This is a genomic window from Aliivibrio fischeri ATCC 7744 = JCM 18803 = DSM 507 (assembly GCF_023983475.1).
GTDB lineage: Bacteria > Pseudomonadota > Gammaproteobacteria > Enterobacterales > Vibrionaceae > Aliivibrio > Aliivibrio fischeri.
The window spans coordinates 131,599-154,177 of record NZ_CP092712.1 but is presented as its reverse complement, the minus strand read 5'-3'; the positions used below and the strand labels follow the sequence as shown (position 1 = coordinate 154,177).

General features: G+C 39.2%; 18 protein-coding genes and 1 pseudogene. 8 read left to right on the top strand and 11 right to left on the bottom strand.

What is annotated here, in order from left to right; translation table 11 throughout:
• Positions 1-2: 2 nt before the first annotated feature.
• Positions 3-776: a pimeloyl-ACP methyl ester esterase BioH gene (bioH, locus tag AVFI_RS00650; protein ID WP_011260983.1), complete on the bottom strand. Its 774-nt coding sequence runs from the start codon at positions 774-776 to the stop codon at positions 3-5.
• A 112-nt stretch (positions 777-888) separates the two neighbouring features.
• Here bioH and AVFI_RS00645 point away from each other — a divergent pair, with 112 nt between their 5' ends.
• Entirely contained in the window at positions 889-1,524 is a 636-nt protein-coding gene (locus AVFI_RS00645) for a ComF family protein (protein WP_236782058.1), read from the top strand.
• A 754-nt stretch (positions 1,525-2,278) separates the two neighbouring features.
• Positions 2,279-3,670: a uracil-xanthine permease family protein gene (locus AVFI_RS00640; RefSeq protein ID WP_054775422.1), complete on the top strand. Its 1,392-nt coding sequence runs from the start codon at positions 2,279-2,281 to the stop codon at positions 3,668-3,670.
• 493 nt (positions 3,671-4,163) lie between these two features.
• Here AVFI_RS00640 and envZ read toward each other — a convergent pair whose 3' ends face one another.
• Positions 4,164-5,468 carry a two-component system sensor histidine kinase EnvZ gene (gene envZ / locus AVFI_RS00635; RefSeq protein ID WP_065604246.1) on the bottom strand — a complete coding sequence of 435 codons (1,305 nt, stop codon included), beginning with the start codon at positions 5,466-5,468 and terminating at the stop codon, positions 4,164-4,166.
• Positions 5,469-5,804: 336 nt separating this feature from the next.
• Positions 5,805-6,524, bottom strand: coding sequence for an osmolarity response regulator transcription factor OmpR (gene ompR / locus AVFI_RS00630; protein WP_012532766.1), 720 nt, complete (start codon positions 6,522-6,524; stop codon positions 5,805-5,807).
• A gap of 205 nt (positions 6,525-6,729) precedes the next feature.
• Here ompR and AVFI_RS00625 point away from each other — a divergent pair, with 205 nt between their 5' ends.
• Positions 6,730-7,473, top strand: coding sequence for a ParA family protein (locus AVFI_RS00625; RefSeq protein WP_188863309.1), 744 nt, complete (start codon positions 6,730-6,732; stop codon positions 7,471-7,473).
• Positions 7,474-7,498: 25 nt separating this feature from the next.
• Here AVFI_RS00625 and pyrE read toward each other — a convergent pair whose 3' ends face one another.
• Together pyrE and rph are read right to left on the bottom strand one after the other, a co-directional pair.
• The gene (gene pyrE, locus AVFI_RS00620; RefSeq protein WP_005417014.1) at positions 7,499-8,140 is read right to left on the bottom strand and encodes an orotate phosphoribosyltransferase; all 642 of its coding nucleotides are present in this window, start codon (positions 8,138-8,140) and stop codon (positions 7,499-7,501) included.
• A gap of 452 nt (positions 8,141-8,592) precedes the next feature.
• Positions 8,593-9,309: a ribonuclease PH gene (rph, locus tag AVFI_RS00615; protein WP_005417011.1), complete on the bottom strand. Its 717-nt coding sequence runs from the start codon at positions 9,307-9,309 to the stop codon at positions 8,593-8,595.
• Positions 9,310-9,469: 160 nt separating this feature from the next.
• Here rph and AVFI_RS00610 point away from each other — a divergent pair, with 160 nt between their 5' ends.
• The 3 genes and pseudogenes from AVFI_RS00610 to AVFI_RS00600 form a co-directional block, all read left to right on the top strand.
• Positions 9,470-10,333: a YicC/YloC family endoribonuclease gene (locus AVFI_RS00610; RefSeq protein ID WP_005417008.1), complete on the top strand. Its 864-nt coding sequence runs from the start codon at positions 9,470-9,472 to the stop codon at positions 10,331-10,333.
• A gap of 170 nt (positions 10,334-10,503) precedes the next feature.
• Entirely contained in the window at positions 10,504-11,715 is a 1,212-nt protein-coding gene (locus tag AVFI_RS00605) for a tyrosine-type recombinase/integrase (RefSeq protein WP_188863310.1), read from the top strand.
• Positions 11,716-11,737: 22 nt separating this feature from the next.
• A pseudogene (locus AVFI_RS00600) lies at positions 11,738-11,941 on the top strand (integrase); the annotation flags it as partial.
• A 50-nt stretch (positions 11,942-11,991) separates the two neighbouring features.
• On the opposite strand, the gene AVFI_RS00595 reads toward AVFI_RS00600, so the two are convergent.
• From AVFI_RS00595 to AVFI_RS00570, 6 genes are all read right to left on the bottom strand, one after another.
• Positions 11,992-13,401 carry an RES family NAD+ phosphorylase gene (locus tag AVFI_RS00595; protein ID WP_188863311.1) on the bottom strand — a complete coding sequence of 470 codons (1,410 nt, stop codon included), beginning with the start codon at positions 13,399-13,401 and terminating at the stop codon, positions 11,992-11,994.
• 84 nt (positions 13,402-13,485) lie between these two features.
• Positions 13,486-16,617 carry a type I restriction endonuclease subunit R gene (locus AVFI_RS00590; RefSeq protein ID WP_188863312.1) on the bottom strand — a complete coding sequence of 1,044 codons (3,132 nt, stop codon included), beginning with the start codon at positions 16,615-16,617 and terminating at the stop codon, positions 13,486-13,488.
• Positions 16,618-16,654: 37 nt separating this feature from the next.
• Positions 16,655-17,920: a restriction endonuclease subunit S gene (locus tag AVFI_RS00585; RefSeq protein WP_199414885.1), complete on the bottom strand. Its 1,266-nt coding sequence runs from the start codon at positions 17,918-17,920 to the stop codon at positions 16,655-16,657.
• Complete coding sequence (locus AVFI_RS00580; RefSeq protein WP_188863313.1) at positions 17,913-20,504, bottom strand: type I restriction-modification system subunit M; 2,592 nt, start codon at positions 20,502-20,504, stop codon at positions 17,913-17,915. Before AVFI_RS00580 ends, AVFI_RS00585 begins: the two co-directional genes overlap by 8 nt.
• A 205-nt stretch (positions 20,505-20,709) precedes the next feature.
• The gene (locus AVFI_RS00575; protein ID WP_054775414.1) at positions 20,710-21,165 is read right to left on the bottom strand and encodes a ribonuclease HI; all 456 of its coding nucleotides are present in this window, start codon (positions 21,163-21,165) and stop codon (positions 20,710-20,712) included.
• A 94-nt stretch (positions 21,166-21,259) separates the two neighbouring features.
• Complete coding sequence (locus AVFI_RS00570; RefSeq protein WP_063647114.1) at positions 21,260-21,451, bottom strand: AlpA family transcriptional regulator; 192 nt, start codon at positions 21,449-21,451, stop codon at positions 21,260-21,262.
• A gap of 170 nt (positions 21,452-21,621) precedes the next feature.
• Between AVFI_RS00570 and radC the strand changes: the two genes are divergently transcribed.
• Both radC and AVFI_RS00560 read left to right on the top strand, forming a co-directional pair.
• Positions 21,622-22,089, top strand: a complete 468-nt coding sequence (gene radC, locus AVFI_RS00565; RefSeq protein ID WP_054775412.1) for a RadC family protein — start codon at positions 21,622-21,624, stop codon at positions 22,087-22,089.
• The gene (locus AVFI_RS00560) at positions 22,089-22,532 is read left to right on the top strand and encodes a DUF2787 domain-containing protein (protein ID WP_054775411.1); all 444 of its coding nucleotides are present in this window, start codon (positions 22,089-22,091) and stop codon (positions 22,530-22,532) included. Before radC ends, AVFI_RS00560 begins: the two co-directional genes overlap by 1 nt.
• Positions 22,533-22,579: the final 47 nt, after the last annotated feature.

Genomic DNA, 22,579 nt, shown 5'->3' with positions numbered 1-22,579 from the left:
AACTAAGCGTGTTGATTTAAAAAAGTGCGTAGCTCAGAAATAAATTCGTCATTATGCGAAATAAAAGGTGCGTGTGATGCTTGCTCAAAAACGATTTTAGCCGAATTCGGCATAAGTTCATCCATATCATGAGCAACTTTAATTGGCACTAATCCATCCAGTCGTCCATACATACGACATACCGGCATCGACAATTGAGATACAGCTTCTCGTAGATCTATATCGGCCAGAATCATTAAACCTGTAGCTAATGCTTGCTGATCAGGCATTGGCCTTGAAAATACAGCCTTTTTTACCAACTTAATGTCTTGCTTAGCGTTAGGACTCCCCATAGCTTGTAGTGCCATAAAGCGCTCAACGGTTAATGTAAAATCGGTTTTTAGCTGCTCAGTAAATTGAGACAATACAAGAGGTTTTATGCCTCGCCAGCCTTTCTCTGCTGAAAATCGTGGTGAGCTCGCAACGGTAATGAGTTGTGATACTCGCTCGGGAGAAGTTAACGCGGCTTTTGTCGCAATCAATCCCCCTAATGACCAACCTAACCATGCAGCCTTTTTAGGTGCTTGAGCAAGAACTTGCTTTACCATTTCATCAAAATCAGCACAGCCTAACTCTGCGCTATGACCATAACCAGATAAATCGACAGTATGCACACGATAATGCTGGCTAAGCTTTTCAGATGTGGTCTGCCACACTGCTCCATTCATTCCCCATCCATGAATGAGAACCAGATCGGAACCTTCGCCTTCCGTTTGCCAATAAAGAGGTGTTGTCATCTACACTGCCTGTTAATGATTAATTAGTATGGGTGGTTTAGTGTTCATCAGGAGGATAAGAAGATCAATACAAAAATTAGGCGTAAGTCATTGTGACTTTTGCTCACAAGCAATGCCACCATCTGAAACCATTTGGTGCCAAGCTTGCTTAGATTTAATCAAAACAGTGCCTCGCTGTCAGCGATGTGGTTTGCAAACCGAGCATGAGACTGATGTCTGCGGAGAGTGCCTTTTGCACCCACCACAATGGGACCGCTTATATTGTGTGAGTGACTATTCTGACCCATTACGCGAGTACATTAATAAACTCAAATACGCTCAACAGTTCTGGCTTGCCCAAGATTTAGGTGTATTACTCAGTAAGCGAATCCCAGAACCAGCGCCTCTCATTCTTCCTGTTCCTCTGCATTGGAAACGATTCTGGTGGCGTTCTTATAATCAAAGTGATCATTTAGGTTGGACATTAGAAAGAGAATTCAATCTTAAGTCGTCCACCACTCACTGTAATAACAAGATATTGAAACGCGTTAAAGCGACAAGGCCTCAACAAGGTTTATCTCGCTCGTTTAGACAAACCAATTTACTCGGTGCATTTAAAATCACTAAACCAATCAAAGAAAAACACGTTGCTCTTGTTGATGATGTGGTGACAACGGGTGCAACGATTAATCTGTTGTGTGTGGAGTTAAGAAAAGCGGGGGTTGAACGTATTGATGTGTATACGGTTTGTCGGACGGGGCGGAGTTAGGGGCTAGGGACTATACGCTGTGCTAACTAGAGACTATAGAAGCCTGTATGACTGATGTGGTGATATTTTAGGTTTCAGGACGCTTTGCTTGCAGGATTCAGGGGTGCTCGCTTTTGATCTTCCTGAAACCTGAGTCCTGAACCCTCGCTTTGCTCTTATAGAAGCGAAACTGTCTAGTTAGCGCAGCGTATAGCTTCTAGTTTCAAACGCTGTTAGTACAACGACAAAGAATAGTTCTCCCCCTTTATCGCTATAACTATGAGATCGATATAGTGAACACAAGGGGGAGTTAGAGGGGGTTGGTTATAATGTTTCTTGTTATTCGATTAAACCGAACTTCATCATTTACAACCCCTCCTAGCCTCCCCTTATATTAACAATTTCTGCCAAGTAACCTTTGCGAACAAGGGGAGGAACGGTATTGTGATCGTTGTTATCACAACAATCTCCTCTGAACCCTGAAACCCTGCTTTGCTCTTATAGAAGCGAAGCGGTCTAGTTAGCACAACGTATAGTCTCTAGAATACTTCCTCCATTTACCCTCGCTCTACCTCTCTAAAAAACACAAGCAAACGATTGCTTTTCATTAAATTATCTATAAAATACCGCTCCAATTGATTAAGTATCGAACTTAACAATGCAACCCTATCGAGAAAGGTTCTGATTAACAGCAATCACAGATTGACGCCTTCTCACTTCAAACTCCCATTCAGCGAGATTTGAAGACAACGTTATACTACTAGGAATATCGGCCATGACCGTTAAAAACAGCACCACAAAACCATCTGAATTGATCTATCAATTGGATGATCGTCCACCGCTACCGCACACTTTATTTGCTGCTTTTCAGCACTTATTAGCAATGTTTGTTGCGATTATTACGCCTTCTCTGATCATCTGCCAGACTCTTGGTGTTCCAGCGGCTGAGACCAATACCATCATCAGCATGTCTTTATTTGCTTCGGGCATTTCTTCTTTTATTCAAATTAAAACCTTTGGCCCTATCGGTTCCGGCTTACTTTCAGTTCAAGGCACCAGTTTTAATTTCTTAGGCCCAATCATTGGTGCTGGCCTTGCACTAAAAGCCGGTGGTGCTGATGTTCCTACAATGATGGCAGCCATTTTCGGTACCATTCTTGTTGCTTCAACCGCTGAAATTTTCCTATCTCGTGTTCTTGAATACGCTCAAAAAATCATTACTCCATTAGTCTCTGGCATTGTTGTTACCCTAATTGGCCTTACTCTTATTCAAGTCGGTTTAGTGTCTATGGGGGGCGGGTATTCAGCTATGGGCGAAGGCACATTTGGTAGCCTTGATAAACTCGCTCTTGCTGGCACTGTATTATTAATTATTGTAGTACTAAACCGTGCAACTAACCCTTACCTTCGTATGGCTTCTATCGTTATCGCAATGACAGTAGGTACGCTAGTGGCGTGGGCAATGGGAATGCTTAATACAAATATGTCTCATGATGCGGCTCTCATTGCCCTACCAATCCCTATGCAGTATGGCTTAGGTTTTGACTGGTCTCTGTTTATTCCTTTGGTGCTTATCTTCTTAATCACGGCACTAGAAGCCATTGGTGATATTACTGCGACATCAGAAGTATCAGGCCAACCAGTAAAAGGCTCTGTTTATATGAAGCGCATTAAAGGCGGTGTATTAGCTGATGGTATTAACTCGGCAATCGCCGCAGCATTTAACAGCTTCCCTAACTCAACGTTTAGCCAAAACAATGGCGTAATTCTATTAACAGGTGTAGCAAGCCGTTATGTGGGTTATTTCATCGCAGGTATGCTAGTTCTTCTTGGTTTATTCCCAGGGGTAGCAAGCATGGTGCAGATCATTCCTGAGCCTGTGCTTGGTGGTGCAACTATTGTGATGTTCGGTACGATTGCGGCTGCTGGTGTGCGTATTATCTCTCGTGTTGAACTAGACCGTCGCGCAATCCTAATCATGGCTATGTCTTTCTCCATGGGTCTTGGTTTAGCTCAAAAACCTGAAATTCTTCAGTTCATGCCTGAGATGATTAAAAACATTTTCTCATCAGGTGTCACTGCAGGTGGTGTAACTGCGATTATCTTAAATATCGTATTGCCGTATGCAGAAGTGAAAGAAGAAGCAAAACAAGATGTGGTTGTTTAAATAAAGGGACTAGGAGCAAGTTCGCTTCGCTCTAGGGACGAGTAAAAACGAAAAAGACCGCAGGTGATTATCATCTGCGGTCTTTTTTATTTTTTACTAGGAACGATACGCTGTGCTGACTAGAGACTATAAGAGCGGACATGGTTGATGTGGTGAGTTTTTAGGTTTCAGGGCGCGACGCTTGCAGGTTTCAGGTGTACTCGCTTTTGCTCTTCCTGAAACCTGAACCCTTCGCTTTTTGCTCTTATAGGAGCGAAGCGGTCTAGTTAGCGCTAGCGTATCGTCTCTAGTTTCCAACCCCTCCTAGCCTCCCCTTATATCAACAGTTACTACCAAGTAACCTTTGTGAACAAGGGGAGGAACTGTATTGTGCCCGTAGATATCACAACAATCACCTCTGGACTCTGCTTTTGCTCTTCCTGAATCCTAGCTTTTTGCTCTTACGCTCTTCCTCGCCCCTCGAGCGCAGCGTCCTCGATTCTCGTCCCTGCTCTCACCCCAACGGAAACTCAACTTGAACCTTCAAACCACCTTCACTTCGGTTTGATAAACTCACTTCACCTTGATGCTGAGTAACAATACGCTTAACGATGGCTAATCCTAGCCCTGTCCCTTCACTACCACGAGCCGTATCACCTCGAGTAAAAGGTTCAAACACGGTTTCTAGCTGTGCGTTATCAACTCCAGGGCCATTATCTTCAATAATAATCCATACGGTTTTATGGTCAGCAGACACACTGGTTGATACTTGGATCCAATCACCACCATATCGAATCGCATTAACGACCAAATTAGTGATCACTCGTTTAATTGCTACCGCATTACCATTAATCGCTTTTGGGATCATAGCAAGCTTAGTCTGAATTTCACGCTCATAACCACCCTCAGCTAATATCACCTCATTAACGATGGTATTAACATCCACCTGAGTAAAATCTTGCTTTGCGACAGGTTTTAAATAATCCATGAATTGACCGATGATCTCATTACACTCTTCCGTGTCTTTAATCATACTTTCGGCAAGGTAGCTGTCTTCTGGAGACATCATTTCTGTTGCTAAACGAATCCGAGTTAATGGTGTTCGAATATCATGACTGACCCCGGCCATTAATAACGCTCGGTCTTGCTCTAATTTCTGAATACCCTTCGACATTTGGTTAAACGCACGAGTCACCGCTTGAATCTCTGATGCACCTTTTTCAGGTAACGGATCGGGTATTTCACCTTTACCTACTTTACGAGCGGCAGTTTGCAGTGCCATTAATGGTCGATTCTGAATTTTAATAAATGTCCAACCACCAAGAATTACGAGTAAAGCGATAAACAAACTGTTTCTAAAGAGCGGCGCAAAATCATCTTCTTGCAGCTCTGAAAGTGGTATTCGCATATAAAACTCAGGCATTGCTTCACTCTTCATCCACAACACATAACTGTCTGCACCTAAAATCAAACGCACCTCTGTTGGTGCCCCTAACTCCTGAGTCATCTCTTCACTTAAAAATTCAACCGGGCTGGCCTGATAATACTCTTTCATATCAGGATCGTTTTCATCATGAATACTCACACCAAGTTGCTCTAATAATTGGCGTCGTAGAGGCTGCCCTAAATGAACATTTTTACCACTCGCTAACGTAACATCCTCCGCTAACATTAAGCGTACTTCATAAGCCAAAATGCGATTAAACTGCTGCAAGCTAGGTAATAAGGCGTAATTAAAAACCGCGAGATAAGAGAATACCTGACTGGCGATAAGAAGGGATGCGAGGAGTAAAAGGGTTCTGGCGAAGGTACTTTTCATAGAGGTTCTCTGTTTGGTGATGAATTTGAAGAGAGCTAGAGACTATACGCTACGCTAACTAGAAGCGACAACAGCGAATATTGTTGGTATTGGAATAACCTAGGTTTCAGGACGCTTCGCTTGCAGGTTTCAGGAAGAGCAGAGTTCAGGGGTGGATATTGTTATAGCAGCGACAAAGAAAGGTTCTCCCCCTTTATCGCAATAGCTATGAGATCGACATAGTTAATACAAGGGGGAGTTAGAATCCTGCAAGGGAGCCTGCGACCGATCTGAACTCTGCTTTTAACGCTCTTCCTCGCCCCTTAAGCGAAGCGTACTCGATTCTCGTCCCTGCTCTTACGCTTCTGCCCCATCAGGAACAAACACATAACCTAATCCCCACACCGTTTGAATATAACGTGGACGACTTGGGTCTTCTTCAATCATACGACGAAGACGAGAAATTTGAACGTCAATTGAACGTTCCATTGCTGAATATTCACGGCCACGGGCCATATTCATTAATTTATCGCGCGACATTGGTTCACGCATGTTCGTCACTAATGATTTTAGAACAGCAAATTCACCAGATGTCAGTGGCATTGGCTCATCATTACGGAACATTTCACGTGTGCCTAGATTTAAGCGGAATTCACCAAACTCAATCATTTTGTCTTCTGCGCTTGGTGCTCCTGGCGCTTCAATAACTTGGCGACGTAGCACCGCACGAATACGTGCTAGTAATTCGCGTGGGTTAAATGGTTTTGGCAGGTAATCATCAGCACCGACTTCCAAACCAACAATGCGATCAATCTCATCGCCTTTTGCCGTTAGCATTAGGATCGGCAACATATTATTTGCACTGCGTAAGCGGCGGCAAATAGATAGGCCATCTTCACCCGGCAACATTAAGTCCAATACCATTAGGTGGAAAGTTTCACGAGCCAATAAACGGTCCATTTGTTCACTGTTAGCTACGCTACGCACTTGAAAGCCTTGTTCTGACAAGTAACGCTCTAATAAAGAACGAAGACGAGCATCATCATCAACTACTAAAATCTTATGGTTTTCTTGCATGGGCTTAACCTCAATATATGTCTTATTTCAGTTTACTCGTAACTCGAAGCAATTGAAGCGGTATTTCATAAAAAATGAGAGATGAAATTGTTACTTTTTATGTAACGAGTTCAAACTTTAAGACAGATTACCGTGTCAAACTTGAATTACATGGCATATTGATTGCTTAGTTATAATATTGTCAATGATTATAGATGAGTTCATCATGTTAGTTGGATATAAACGAGCACAATGTAAAAAAGTTCTTGTCATCAACCGTAAAGGTGGCGCAGGAAAATCCACGTTTGCAATAGCAATGGCGTCTTTCTACGCTCATCAAAAAGTAAAAACGGAAATCATTGATCTTGACCCTCAAGGAACAAGTCACTTTTGGGGCAGTAAAACCGAAGGGGTAAGAACAACTCGTTTTTTACCATCATCAAATGTGCCCTTTTCTCTCGCTTTGCGCTTGGAAGCGGACACCAAAATCACAGTGATTGATTCTCCCTCTAACTTTAGTCGTTTTGAGATGGAGAAGTATATTTCTATGGTTGATAAGATCATCTTTCCTGTCCAACCATCACCGATTGATGTGCACTCAATGCTTGGGTTCATTAAAGATTTAATTAATTCCCCTGCGTTTAAACATAATAATGTTGAGCTAGCCTTTGTTATTACTCGCTGCAAAGAAAACAACCAAGGTACTGAATTTGTTCATAAAGTACTGCAACATATGAAGTACCCACTTTTAGGCACTATGTCTGAGCATCAAGCTTATCAAGAGATGTTTTCAGAAAAGAACTGTTTCTTAGCTCGCTACCCTGAGCTTGATAAACCGCTCTGGAAGAACATGAAAGAGTGGTTAAATGTCGATATGACACAGACAGCAAATGTTGAAGATGAAGCGCAAAAAAAAGTGGCTGATACAACATCAACCACTTACTCTTCTATTTTGAAAAAGCATTATTAACCCTATTTAAAGGGATTAGCATCAATTAGATACCAAACTCAGCACGGTACGCTTTTACGGCTTCTAGTTGCTCAGCATTATCGCCTTTCTCTTCCAAGAAAGAGATTAAGTCAGTCAGACTGACAATCGAAATGATTGAGCAATTGAAGTCACGTTCAACTTCTTGAATCGCCGATAACTCACCTTTGCCTTTTTCTTGACGGTCAATAGCCACAAGAACACCTGCTAAATCAGCGCCATTTGCTTGAATGATTTCCATTGATTCACGAATCGCTGTACCAGCTGTGATCACGTCATCAACTAGCATAATGCGGCCTTCAAGTGCACTACCAACTAGGTTGCCACCTTCACCGTGATCTTTTGCTTCTTTACGGTTAAAACAGTATGGCTTATCTGTATCATGGTGATCAGCTAATGCTACTGCTGTCGTTGTGGCGATTGGAATGCCTTTGTACGCAGGGCCAAATAATACGTCATATTCAATACCAGAATCCGCCAATGCTGCTGCATAAAAACGACCTAAACGAGCTAAATCACGACCGGTATTAAATAAGCCAGCGTTAAAGAAATATGGGCTTTTACGACCAGACTTTAAAGTAAACTCACCAAACTTTAGTACTTCTTTCTCAAGGGCAAATTCAATAAACTCACGCTGGTATGCTTTCATTTTCATTCTCTCTTTTTGGTTAATAATTTATAACTTTCAAATTGGTAATAACAGGTTTCAAGTCGCTACGCTTTCAAGATTCAGAGACGAATACTGTTATCACAGCGACAAAGAATAATTCTCCCCCTTTATCACTACTGCCATGAGATCAACATAGTTAATACAAGGGGGAGCTAGAGGGGGTTGGTTATGTTGTTTTTACGTTATTCAAATAAACCAAACCTCATCATTTACAACCCCTCCTAGCCTCCCCTTATATCAACAGTTACTACCAAGTAACATTAGTGAACAAGGGGAGGAACTGTATTGTGAAACCTGCAAATATAGCGTCCTGAATCCTGCTCTTTCTTTAGGACGAAGTCCGTCCTCAATTCTCGGAGCACAGCGTTCTCGTCCCTGCTCTTAAAAACACATAAAAAAATAGCCCCTAAATTAGGAGCTATTAAAATCAATTATTCGGCCAATGCCGCTTTCTGCTTCTCAATAATGTCATTGATGCCCTGTTGCGCCAGAGCCAGCATGTCTAACAATTCTTGGTGAGAGAACGGCGCTTCTTCTGCCGTGCCCTGCACTTCAATCATTTTGCCATCTTCCATCATGACAACGTTCATGTCTGTATCTGCTGCTGAGTCTTCTAGATACTCAAGGTCGCAAATTGCTTCGCCGTTGTAGATACCAACAGAAACCGCCGCTACATGACCTTTCATTGGGTTCGACTTTAGTTTACCCGTAGCAATCATGTGATTAATTGCGTCAGCTAACGCCACACTTGCACCAGTAATAGATGCTGTACGAGTACCACCGTCAGCTTGAATAACGTCACAGTCAACTGTGATCATTTGTTCACCTAGTGCTTCTAGGTCAACGGCTGCACGCAAACTACGAGCGATCAAACGTTGGATTTCCATCGTACGACCACCTTGTTTACCGCTTGCTGCTTCACGGCGATTACGAGTGTGTGTTGCGCGAGGTAACATACCGTACTCAGCGGTTACCCAACCTTTCCCTTTGCCTTTTAACCAGCGAGGAACGTTTTCTTCAACACTTGCAGTACAAATTACTTTTGTATTACCAAATTCAACTAATACTGAACCTTCTGCGTGTGCAGTAAAGTTACGAGTAAGTGTAATTGGACGGACTTGCTGAGCTGTTCTTCCGCTAGGACGCATGGCAGATACCTTGATTATGACAAATTGTCGCCGATTATACCCAAGTCCAAGAATAAAGCATAGCTCCTGTTTCTCTAGTTACTCACTATTGCGCTTATCTGTTATAGTATCGCGATATTTTATTCATCATCCTTCCTATTGATGATTTGAGGACGCTTACATGATCTACAGTATGACGGCTTATGCACGCCGCGAAGTAAAAGCAGATTGGGGTAACGCTGTGTGGGAAATCCGCTCAGTAAACCAACGTTATTTAGAAACTTATTTCCGTATGCCAGAACAGTTCCGTGGCTTAGAACCTGTTCTTCGTGAGCGTTTCCGTAAGCGTCTTGCTCGCGGTAAAGTAGAATGTCACCTACGTTTTGAAGCAAACAATGCAGCAAACAGCGAACTAAAAATTAATGAAGATTTAGCTCGCCAAGTGATTAAAGCGGCGCAATGGGTAAAAACAGAATCAGGCGAAGGCAGCATTAACCCTTTCCAAGTTCTGCAATGGCAAGGCGTAATGGAAGCTCCTGAGCAAGATTTCGATGCGATTAATAAAGAGCTTCTTGAGCACTTTGAACTAGCAGTAAATGACTTCATTGAAGCTCGTGCAAGTGAAGGTGCAAACATGCAAGCACTTATCGTACAACGCTTAGATGCTATTACTGAAGAAGCAGCAAAAGTTCGTGCTCGCATGCCAGAAATCCTAGAATGGCAACGCAACCGTCTTCTGACTAAATTTGAAGATGCGAAAATTGAACTGGATTCTTCTCGTGTTGAACAAGAGTTGATCCTTTTAGCTCAAAAATCGGATGTGGCTGAAGAGATCGATCGTTTAGATTCTCACGTTAAAGAAGCAAACAGTATTATGAAAAAAGGCGGCGCATGTGGTCGTAAACTGGATTTCATGATGCAAGAGTTTAACCGTGAAGCCAACACGCTAGCATCTAAATCAATCAGCACAGACATCACTGCATCTGGTGTTGAGCTGAAAGTGCTTATCGAACAAATGCGTGAGCAAATTCAGAATATTGAATAGCATCCAGAAGTGTTCAGCGCGAAATAAAAATACATTTAAAAACAATATATTAAGACAAACAAAAGTCCATTAGCATCCACCGCTATTCACTAATACCCACCACCTACTGGTGGGTGAAGTGGTGGGTGTGCTATACTAGCCACACTATACAGTGGTGGGTAACTTTTATCATGGGAAAATTAACAAGTAAATCTGTACAAGCTCTTATCAAAGGAGAACCAAACCGTTATGCTGATGGTGATGGCCTTTACCTTGTCGTACCTAAATCTGGTCATTCTTCTTGGATGCTTCGCTACAGTGCAAATAAAAAACGCAGAGAAATGACTCTAGGTAAAGTCATCGATATATCTTTAGCTGACGCTCGATTAGATGCCGCAACTAAGATGAAGCAATTACGTGAAGGTGCAGATCCTCTAATCCAGCGCCAACGAGCTGAACAAGAGAATATAAAAACCGTTAATGATCTTTTTCATGATTGGTATCCAACTCTAGTTAAACGCCTAAAATACCCAACGATACCTCAACGAATTTACCTTAAAGATATTGCTCCTCATATTGGAAATATTAAGTTAGATCAAATAAGCGCAAGAGACATCCGTAAAGTCATAAATACGATCAATGACTCTGGTCGCCCAACGATTGCTAATGATGCTCTAGGTTATAGTAAGCAGCTTTTTAATCATGGTATTAAATTAGACCTTATGAATTTTAACCCTGCATCTGCATTTACTTTCAGAGATGCTGGTGGTGTAGAAAAAAATAAAATTCGAGCTTTAAATGAAGATGAGTTAAATCAATTTTTTTCAACCGCTCGTAAACATAAAGAAAGTTTTAGTCGTTCTAACTATTTAGCTTGTGCTTTATTAATCTGTTTAGGGGTAAGAAAATCTGAATTATGTGAAGCAAGATGGGATGAATTTGAACTAGAAAAGGGATTATGGCATCTACCTAAAGAACGAAGTAAAACTAATGTTGCTTTCACTATTCCTTTAGCTATTGAAGTTCAGGCATGGTTTGAGGAATTAAAAATTATTGGATTCGACTCTGATTATGTTTTTCCTAGTCGAAAGATCAGTAAAAAACCGCACATGGGGTCTGATACGTTAAACCGAGCCATCACAAAATTATTTGGACATGAAGCAGGAAAGAAAAAACAACCTAAAAATGTAATGGGGGATATTCCGCACTTTACTGTTCATGACTTACGTCGAACCTGCCGAACCTTATTAGCAAGACAAGGAACTCAAGGTCATATTGCTGAACGTTGCCTTAATCATAAGTTGAAAGGTGTAGAAGGAATTTATGACCAGTATGATTACTTAGAGGAACGAAAAGAAGCCTTAGATAAATTAGCTACGAAGATCCATTCTATTGTTATCTAACGTACTTACGAATGAGATATTATTAAATGAACAAGGCTTTGAATCAGACCTTATTAAAGCTGCTCTTGCTCACGTAGATGACAGTCAAGTACGTGCGGCTTATAACCGTACTGATTATCTTGAACGAAGAATATCGATGATGAAGTGGTGGAGTGGACATATTGAGGAATCATCGAAAGGAAGCTTATCTATATCAGGAATGAAGTGTTTATCTTTGGTTGGCTAAGCGGCATAAATAAGGCTCCCGAAGGAGCCTCTATTACGTATTCACTCTAACTAAAATTCATCAACCTCTTTTTTTTCATAAGTATTAAACGAGACTTTTTCTGAAGAGCTCTTATAAGTGATACCTTGAATTTCGGAAACAAAAATATTATCTCGATCTAGTTTTAAGCTAGGAACAACCTTATTAACAAAAGGGTCTGTATGTAAATGCTGAACTATACGCCCTTTAAATCGTTCTTCCCATATAGTTACTCTTGGAGACATTTTTTCTGAATCCCAATAGTCAAAAAAATGCACACTAATATCTTGATGGAATTTAGGGTTGTTTTGTTCAACTAAAGAGGATGAATGAAACAATACCACATTAAAATTTTCATCTAAATGTTGTGCGGATTTAAATACTAAACCATCAAATTTTTTTCCAAGATATTCAGCGATAACTTGAGTTGTAATATATTCTAGTTCGATTTCATGTGGATGTATTGGCTTTGATATTTTTTTACTCAATTGTTCCAAAAATATAGCCTGTTGTTCCAATCTATATGTATTAGGGTCTAATAGTTCAGATCTACTTTTAACTATCTCTTGCAAAGCAGATAGATTTATTAATGTAAGTGGTTTAACTAAATCAAATTTACCAACAACAACATAGCTTCCAACATGGGGTCGTACCTCAGAAATAGCGGTGTGTTGATCTAGAGCGCCATAAAATACAGATATTCCACGAGCATTCATCCTCCCTGCACTTGCAATATTTGCTGGGGGTGGCCCAAGTTCTTTTTCGGGAGAAGATAACGTTTGCTGCAATGATTCACTGCTACTGTGAACACGAGCTCTAAATAAACTATGAATTTGTTTACTTTTTGGGCCTGCACATATCAATACAGAGTCCCCTTTACGAGTTGTTAAATGTTCTAACCCATCAAAAATATCATCCAGCGTTTCTTCAACTTTACGATTAAAAAATCGACTTTCACTTTTAATTGAGTGTTCTAAATCATATAATTTCCTTTCCCACTCAATACTTTTATTGACAGTTGCCTCAAAAAGCGGATCTTCATCATACTCATCGAAACCAGAAATTTCATATAATCTACTAGATAAAGCAGCAATAATATCGTCATTTAACTCTTCATCGCACTCTAAGAGGCTCTCGATAGTCTCAGAAAGATCCATTCCATCACGATACCATCCATCACCATCATATTCTTTATCATTCATCATTGCTGATACCCAAGGCTCAGGTTCTGTTGGTGTAATCATAAAATGATTTTTAAGTGCGGTATGTACATAATCAGTCAAAGCTTCAATCGTCATACATGGCTGTTGCTGCTTACAATAATGACATACTTTTACATCAGATCTCTTCATTTCATTTTGGAGATAAGTATTATTAACGCACTCCAAACATACGAATTTAGTATCCATAATAGCCTTTAAATTTAGAAATACTTTACACATAAGTAAGGCTCCCGAAGGAGCCTTTTATTAACACATACACATGATGACAAATAAACGAGCAAAAAAGTAATTACAACTCATCGCCTATATTTCAAAACCACCACTGGTAATGAAGCTCTGAAGTAATGCTTGAACTCTGATATTTACTTTAAAAGGAGGAATTGGATTACCCTCTATTTTTTCAAAGTAGGCTTTGGCTTTCACTTTATCAACGCTACTTTTCAGATCATCAAATCGACCATAGCTATTAATATTAGATTCAGTCACGTTCGTATTCATGATACTTCTAAGCTTACTTTCATCTAAACCTAAAACCTGAACAATGTTATAAATCTCAGCATTCTTCGCTTTCGATTGATACTCAGCTATGTACTCTCGAAATGTTTTCCCAGCGTCAAAAATGGCGTTACCTCGACGAACATCATGAATAAACATATTTGCATACTTTTGTTCATCTTGTGTAAGTGAAGCAAACGACTTATGCAACTCATCAAGTGTTTGCTGAACTTGATCGCTGTCTACTCCCTCTTGCTCTAACGTCTTCAGGAATTTATCAAACCGTGTGTTCATATACTCAGCATCAATGAGCCCTGTATCAATCTCAGTTAAGTGCCCTGATATATCAAAAGGAATAGAGCTTGAATCACCGCCATCACCACCACCCGTATTAGACAGTTCTTTATAACGAAGAGCTAGGATAAGATAAATATTCTCATCAAAAATCAGATCTACCGAACGATCAGTATCAACAATATCATACGTCAACTTACTCCACTTAAAGCCTTGGATCTTAGCGGCTTCTAAGTAAGCATTAAGATTTTTATAAAGTGAAGCGAACTTCCCACACACTGAACGATCTGATGGTAATTTTGTGAAATCAACAACCCCTGAATTTTTGAATAACTCAGCAATATCTTTATAAATTTCATTCATTTTACCCAAGTTATACTCAAGCTTATCTGCAAACAATCCTATTGGTTTGTTACCTGAATACAACTCAACGGCTTTATTGATATTCTGCTCCATCGTGTGCGGATATCTGTAATAACAAATAGTACCGAAAGGTTTATCAGGACCAAATAAACGGTTAGTCCTAGAAAACGCTTGAATGATATTTTCATATCTCAGCACTTTATCCATGTATAGCGTGTTCAACCATTTAGAATCAAAACCTGTTAGCATTTGATCAACAACAATCAATAATTCGATTTGCTTTTCAGGTGTTCTTTCAATCTTTTTATATGGGTCTTTATTTGCTAATCTTGCTGCAATATCTTTTTTAAATTTAGCATAACTCGCAAGGGTAAACTCTTGCTCATATCGTTCATTATAATCACTTATAATTTCAACCAGCCCGTCTTGTTTAATCTTAACATTGCCGCCATTATCAATATTAGGATCGAATAACGCTGTCACTTTTAAATCAGGGGCTTTTTTTCTAAGCATTCGGTAATAGGTTATTGCTTCAGGAATACTGCTTGTAGCAAAAATAGCGCGGAACTTTCCATTTTGGCTAAGAGTTAACCAATTTCCTAAAATGCTATCAATGACCTTAGTTTGATGCTCTTTAGTTTCGTATTGAGACGATGGGAGATAATCTTCAATCCCTTTTACATATTTTCCATCAGCACCAAGATAACCAGCCATTTTAACCTGTGAAGAGTCCATGTATTTATAATAAACACGCTTTTTCTTAGGATCATCAATCGCCTCTTTTTCATCACTTGCTTTTGCTTTTACTAACGCGACTGCTTTTCTTAAATCTTTATCTTTGAATGTCATAACTTTGTATGGGTCAAAACCTAATACGTTTTTGTCTCTGATCCCATCAGCAATACTATAACGATGTAATTCATCACCAAACACACTTGAAGTTGTATTCATTTTCTTTTGGTTTTCGTCCTGAATAGGTGTTCCTGTAAAACCAAAAAACATAGCTGAAGAAAAAGTTGCTTTAATGATAATTAACATATCACCAAAAGTAGAACGATGAGCCTCATCCACAATAAACACAATTCGTTTTGCATTAATTAGCTCAATATCCTTAGACTTAAGTCCTTCTTCCTCATCATGAATATTACTCATCTTTTGAATAGAGGTAACAATTAACGTATTAGCTGGATCTTCACTTTTCAGTTTAGATACTAAAACACCTGTATTCTCTGTGCCTTGTACGTCTTCACTACCATCAGCAAAACCTCGATACTCAGTCAAAGATTGCGTACCAAGCTCTATTCTATCCATAAGAAAAATGACTTTATCAGCATCTTTAGAGTTAGCGATTAACTGTGCTGACTTAAAGCTGGTCATTGTTTTACCTGAGCCAGTGGTATGCCAAACATACCCACCCAATAAATTAGCACTCTTCCAATCCGCTTTTGATACTTTGTCGGATATCGCATTAGCGGCAAAGTATTGATAACTTCTCATTACCTTCAAAACACCATCAGAATCATCTGCAACGGTATAAAAGCCAATAAGTTGATGTGCCATAGGGATAGAGAGTAATGTAGCTGTAACGTCTTTCCAGTTGTTTATGGCTTCATTATTGAAATCAGCCCAATGAAAATAAAAGTCTTTATTAAAATGACCATCACTTCCAGGATTTGCAAAATAAACCGTTTCTAAAGGCTCCATTGCAATGAACACTTGAACCAATGAAAATATGCCAGTGAATACGCCTTCATCTGAATACTTTTCAATTTGGTTGTATGCCTGACTGACAGGAACACCACTTTTTTTCAACTCAACATGGATGACTGGCATACCATTAATTAACAACATAAGATCGCCACGACGATCATTCAAGATTTTAGATTTACTCTTGAATCTTGGTTGCTGCACTATTTGATAACGACTTTGACCAGCCGCAATTTCACGACGGTCATATATTTTAAGGCTAATTTCTTTACCCAAATGTAATTTATCATCAGGGTTATCACGAGTAATTGCTACGGTTTTACCATTGATAAAACCATTGAGTTTCAGTGGGCTACTTAGCTCTGTGATTTGCTCTAAGATTTGCTGCATTTCGCCATCAGAGAGGGGCGTATCATTTAAACGGTCAATGTCTCTGTTGTTTTCAAAAAGAATGTCAGCCCAGTTTTTAAGTAAGTCTGCTTCTGTGGCATTCTTTAAAACTGTTTTCTCCCATCCTTTTTTACCTAGCTCAACGATTAAGGCTGCTTCAAACTCAGCTTCTGATGTATATGTCATTTTATTATTCTTCTTTTAATTAGTTACGATGAAAACATTACACAAACATTTTATCTAAACAGGCTTTTTTTATGTTTTTAAGCTTCTCTAATTGCTGCTTTTGAAGAGCAATTAGCTTGTCTAATTTTTGGAAATAAGAACCTATTTTTTCTTGTTCATTTTTATCGGTTGGATAACATACAGGTAGTTCTCTAAAATTCTGAACTCCTAGTGATTTTCGAGTAGATCCTGTTGTTTTGTTTTCTACTATGTTTTTAAAAACATTCGTTTTAAGATAACTTTTAAGATATTCTGAATTTAATTTAAAAGGCTTGACTAATGCCATTGTTGGCGAATATGTATATTTCTTATCAATATTTATTGTCAGATCTATTATTTTACCAATCGACGCAACTCTGCCGTAAGCAAAGTCTCCTTTTTCGAGCTTATATCTAACCGAATGTTCATCGTAAATATTGTGATGAACATGCCTAACATTTTTCAGGCTTATTTTTCCATCTTCTGAAAGATCACCTATTCCTAAGAACGGAATTCCATCAGTTATAGCATCAGGTGCCCTATGGCTTGGATGCGGATCTATTACTAATGCAACACTTGCTAAACCTGTAATAATCCAACCTCCACTAAACCCTTCAAACCGAATCTCAGGAACATTATTCCCTTCTTTGGGGAACATTTTTTCTAGCATCGCTTTTTTCAAGTTACTGAGCTTTTCATGCTTTTGTTGGTGCAGGTTGATTAGGCTATCGAGTTTTTGGAAGTAAGTTTCAATAGCGGTTTGTTCTTCTTTCTTAGGGGCAAGAATTCTTACGTTAGAAATATCGCCAAGCGATAAGTTCGGCTGTGCACCTTGTGAAGCTGAAGCATCTACAAAATCTCTAAAATCTTTAGTTTTAGTAAAGTGATATAGAAATTCAACTGCAACAGGGGAATCATTTGTTAATCTAACAATAGCTAGTGCCTGATTGGTATTTGCTGGCAATATTTCTTTTTTTACTATTGCAGCTCTTCCTAAAGCGCCCGCAATCGATATCAATAAATCATTTTCTTTAATTCTTGATCTTGCCAAAATTTGGTCTGTCTCAACATCAATATATGCAAACTTTGATTGATTTATATTGCCTATTTCATCTACTGATTCGACTTTTACGAAAGAAATACCACTATCAACGAAACTCCTACCTATGGTCATTGGAGTAGTACCTTTAGTTATCAAACTGGAGCAGTACTCAATAGAAAAATGCTCCCACTCCCCACTAACCCCCTTAAAACGAATATCAGGCACGTTCTTATTATCACTCATCTGACGCACCCTTTAAAAATAATTGAAATTCGTTAAGACCTTTCATGTCAAATTCATTGCCTGTAAGTTCATCAATTAATGAAGATAAAGAGCCTTCTGTTTCTTTTATCTCTTGAGCTACATCAGCATAAGTAACCGCATACTTTTCAGCAAGGGCTTGTACTTTAGTCGTCAAATTATGGATAAGCACTGTAGGTAACTTATTAATAGACGTTACAAGTGGTTGTATCCATTTTAACTCTAACAATTCATATACTTGTTCATCGGTTAGCTTTTCAATGGTTTCTTTGGTTTTCAGGTGTAATTTTGCCGCTTCCGTTTTTACGTATTTTTTAACGGCTTTTTCTTCAGTAATGAGTGCATCTATTTTGATGATTTTTGCTTCATAAGAGTCATCTGCATACGTAATGCTTTTCTTCGTACCCGCTTTAAATTGCTTAGCTTCTTTAACTACCACTGAATTTACAAAACCTGTTTTAGCTTCATTCACTGTCTCTGAGTCTTTTTCTTCTTCACTCAATGAATCTAGCGTTTCTTCATATTCGCTTGTGATTTCAGCAAGGCGGTTTTCTTTAGATTGTAACTTCAACAATTCAGCATTCAGATACGTATTCTGTACTAAGTTAAACGGCATAATACGACCAAGCCATCCCTCTTGAACTTCCGTATCTTTACCTGCTTTTTTCTTGATAACCATGTTGGCTTCAACAACTTTCGTTGCTTTAAAACCTTCAGTAAGAATAATTTCTAAATCACCTGATATCTTTTCCCACTCATCATCAAACAATTGATAAGCGTCATACTTATCAATTAATGAGATATCTTTTAGACGAGTGAAAACATCACGACTTAAGCGTGTTTGTGTCTTCTCAATATTCAACGCTTGCACGTTGTCCAGTAATTCTTTTTTAAGATGATTACCAAAATCTGCAAAAGAAGTAGAAAATGTAGTTCCGAATGTTTTTACATCAAAATGTTCCGTTATCGCCTTCTTAACATCATCAACATTCAATTCCGCATAATCACTGGATGTTTTAGTAAATAGCGACTCTCTAAGATTAGGGAAAGCTGTCCAGAACGAACTTAATTCATTCAATTCTTTTTCAGGAACACCACCAAACATAGAAGCGTAAATATCCCAACTGTCTGCCGCTTTAGAGGAATCAACATAACGTGGAATATTAAGGTTATAATCGTTTTTACGTATTTCATCACGGCTTACCGCTTTAGAAAACTTAGCGTTAGTTTCTCGATGAATAACAGTATCGACTACACGCTTAATATCTGATGCTCTCAGCTTGTTATTTTTCCCAACCTTAATAAAACCTTTTGAAGCATCAACCACTAAGATGTCCGTATTCGTGCGTTTTTGTTTTAGCACTAAAACAACGGTTGGAATGCTTGTACCAAAAAAGATATTTGCTGGTAAACCAATAATGGCATCAATGTGATTGCCTTCGATTAGGTTTTTACGGATCGCCCCTTCTTCACCACCACGGAATAGCACACCATGAGGCAATACAATGGTCATGATCCCATCAGGTTTAATATGGTAAAGATCGTGCAATAAGAATGCGTAATCTGCTTTTGTTTTAGGAGCTAAACCAAAACGAGCATAACGTGGATCAGTTTCTTTATTCTCTGAATCCCACTTTTGTGAATAAGGAGGATTAGACACTACCGCATCAACATAAAGTGCATCGTAAGAATTCACTTTATCGTTTTCATCAAAATACGGCCAATCGTCTTCTAATGTATCGCCATTACGAGTCACTATGTTATTAGGTAAAATGCCTCGCATCACTAAATTCATACGAGTTAAGTTATAAGTATTTTGTTTCAACTCTTGAGCGTAATACTTGATGTTATTTTCATCATCCATGTGTTTTGCTACACACTGACCAATATTAATCAGCAAAGAGCCTGAGCCGCTTGTTGGATCGTATATTTCAATTTCTTTCTTATCTTTTAAATGCTCAGCCACGATTTCTGACATCAACAACGACACTTCATGTGGCGTGTAGAATTCACCTGCTTTTTTACCCGCATTTGCCGCAAACATACTGATGAGATATTCATAGATGAAACCCAACACATCATAGTCTTGCTTTCCATCCATTGGGATGTCTTTGATTAAATGGATTAACTGACTAATGGCTTTTGTTTGCGAGGTCGCATTCTCACCTAGCTTACTTAAACCTGTTTGTAGCGTTTCAAAAACACCATCAAACAATTTTTTATGAGCTGGACTGATTAAGCGACTAAATGCTGATAACGCATCCCTTACGTCCGATACATCAAAGTCTTTACCTGATTCAATCCACGTAGAAAACAAATCGTCATACGCAATAAAATAACCAATGTTACTCTTAATGTAATCAACGGTTTCAATATCATCTTCTGTTAATGCTTTGATATCTTCAGGCGAGAATTCTTCTTTCTTAACGAACTGCAACTGCTTATCTGATAAGTACTTATAAAAGATGAAACCCAAGATGTAATCTTTATATTCATTGGCTTCAATTTTAGAACGCATTTGGTTTGCTGATTCCCAAATTTTTGCGGCTAATTGTTGTTTGTTCATAGGTACATTTAATCCTGATAAAAAGGTTTAATAAGTGATATTAATCACTCAATGTAATGAATATCCATTACTGCATAATGCCGCGATTCTATCAACAAACCGCCCTTTATAGCTAATGTTCTTCTGTTAAGTTGTCGATGCTGTAACAAGATGGTGAAAAGAAAACACCATCTTGTTGCTATCGTTTATCCGTGTTGCTTTTTATTTATTCATCATCACCGTAGGCTGCCATTGATGCCAATTCGTCGGCCTTTTCATTTCCTTCAATGCCACTGTGCGCCTTCACTTTAACCACTTCTACATACTTCTCGCTACGCAGCTCATCCACTTGCTGCCATAAATGACGATAAGCCACTGGCTTTTTATTTGCTTTACGCCATCCCTTTGCTTTCCAACCATCAAGCCATTCGTTGTAGCCCTTTACACAGAACTCACTGTCTGAATAAATGATATCGCCATCAGCGGCATATTCTAATCCTTCGACTAATGCCATGAGTTCTAGCTCTGCATTATCCGTTGCTCTATTGACTGTGATTGAGTATGAATCGATTAACTCATTATCTTCATCGTATACCGCAATACCGATACCGCCTTTCATGCAACCACCTTGATTATTTGGAGCTGCGCCATCGATGTAAATTGAATAAGTATTTTTGCTCATGGGGGGACTTCCTTATTTGGATTTGCTGGCCTTAGTAGACCAGCCTTAATTGTTTTTTTATGTGGTGTGGTGGATTAGTTCTTAGAAGGATGGCTTAAGCTTGTTTTTCATCACGCTGGCTTAGGCGCTCGTGCATCCATTCTTCAACTTCGCTTTCTACCCATGCTACGGCTCTATCACCTAACGACACGCTTTTAGGAAATCGGTTTTCTTCCATGAATTTGTAAATGCTTGAGCGACCTAATGCCGTTAATGCCATGACTTCTTTTAGTTTTAAAAAACGCATGATGGTTATCCTTTGAGTTATAAGTTCAAAAGATTCCTCTCCAAAATACTTTTTTATTTTGGGTTCGCTTCCCCTTACCTCATCTACCTCTATCCACCACTTTTCCAAATAATTTCAATCACATATTACCTCCTTGTATATACCTATCTATTCTTTCAAGGAGTTCCATTATGCATTCAACCGATTACGTCACTACTGCCCCTATGACGGCCTTACAAGTCTTTGAGAAAGCCGCTGAGTTACTTGAACACCAATACAAACGTGAGCAGTCATTCACTAACCCTGAGCACACCAAACACTACCTATCCATGAAATTAGGCCATCAAGAGCGTGAAGTGTTTGCAGTACTGTTTTTGGATAACCAACATCAACTGATTAGTTATCAAGAGTTGTTCTATGGAACGGTGGATTCTGCCAGTGTGTACCCTCGTGAAGTTGCAAAGGCGGCATTACAAACCAATGCTGCGGCGGTGATATTTGCTCACAACCACCCTTCAGGTATTGCCGAGCCATCAGGGAGCGATAAACGCATTACCACTAAATTGGTGGACGCATTAAATCTGCTAGATATTCGAGTACTTGACCATGTGGTGGTTGGCTCACCTTGTGTCTCTTTTGCAGAGCGAGGGCTTATCTAATGAAAAGAGAATTAGTGGTTCACGGTAAAGACCTAGCATTACCTAAAAGTTTGCATCGTCATCTTGAAGTGGTACTTGATAGTTTTTCACTTCGTACTGACATCAATCGACTGTCTGTAAATTTTAGAGACACCAGCTATTACCATCGACGTGAGGGATTGCACCCTGTAGAAATGCGTTTTGAGCGAGACGAAGATAATCGCCATATTTGGAAATTGGTGTTTATTGCCAGCTTTTCTTATCCCGATGAACACAGTCCAAACGTTGCACCTGAGCTGTATTTTAACTTTAAACGTGGTTGGTTCTATCAACCTGACATTCAAGGCTGTGAGCTTGCAAGGCCGCAAGTCATCGACTTATTTACTTCATGGGCTCTCGCCTTTTGTCGTCAACTCAGAAATCAACATTTCGATGATATTTCAGCTAACGAAATACGCACTTAATCCCATCCAACCTTAATTCGTTTTACCAAACTATTATCTTATTTCAA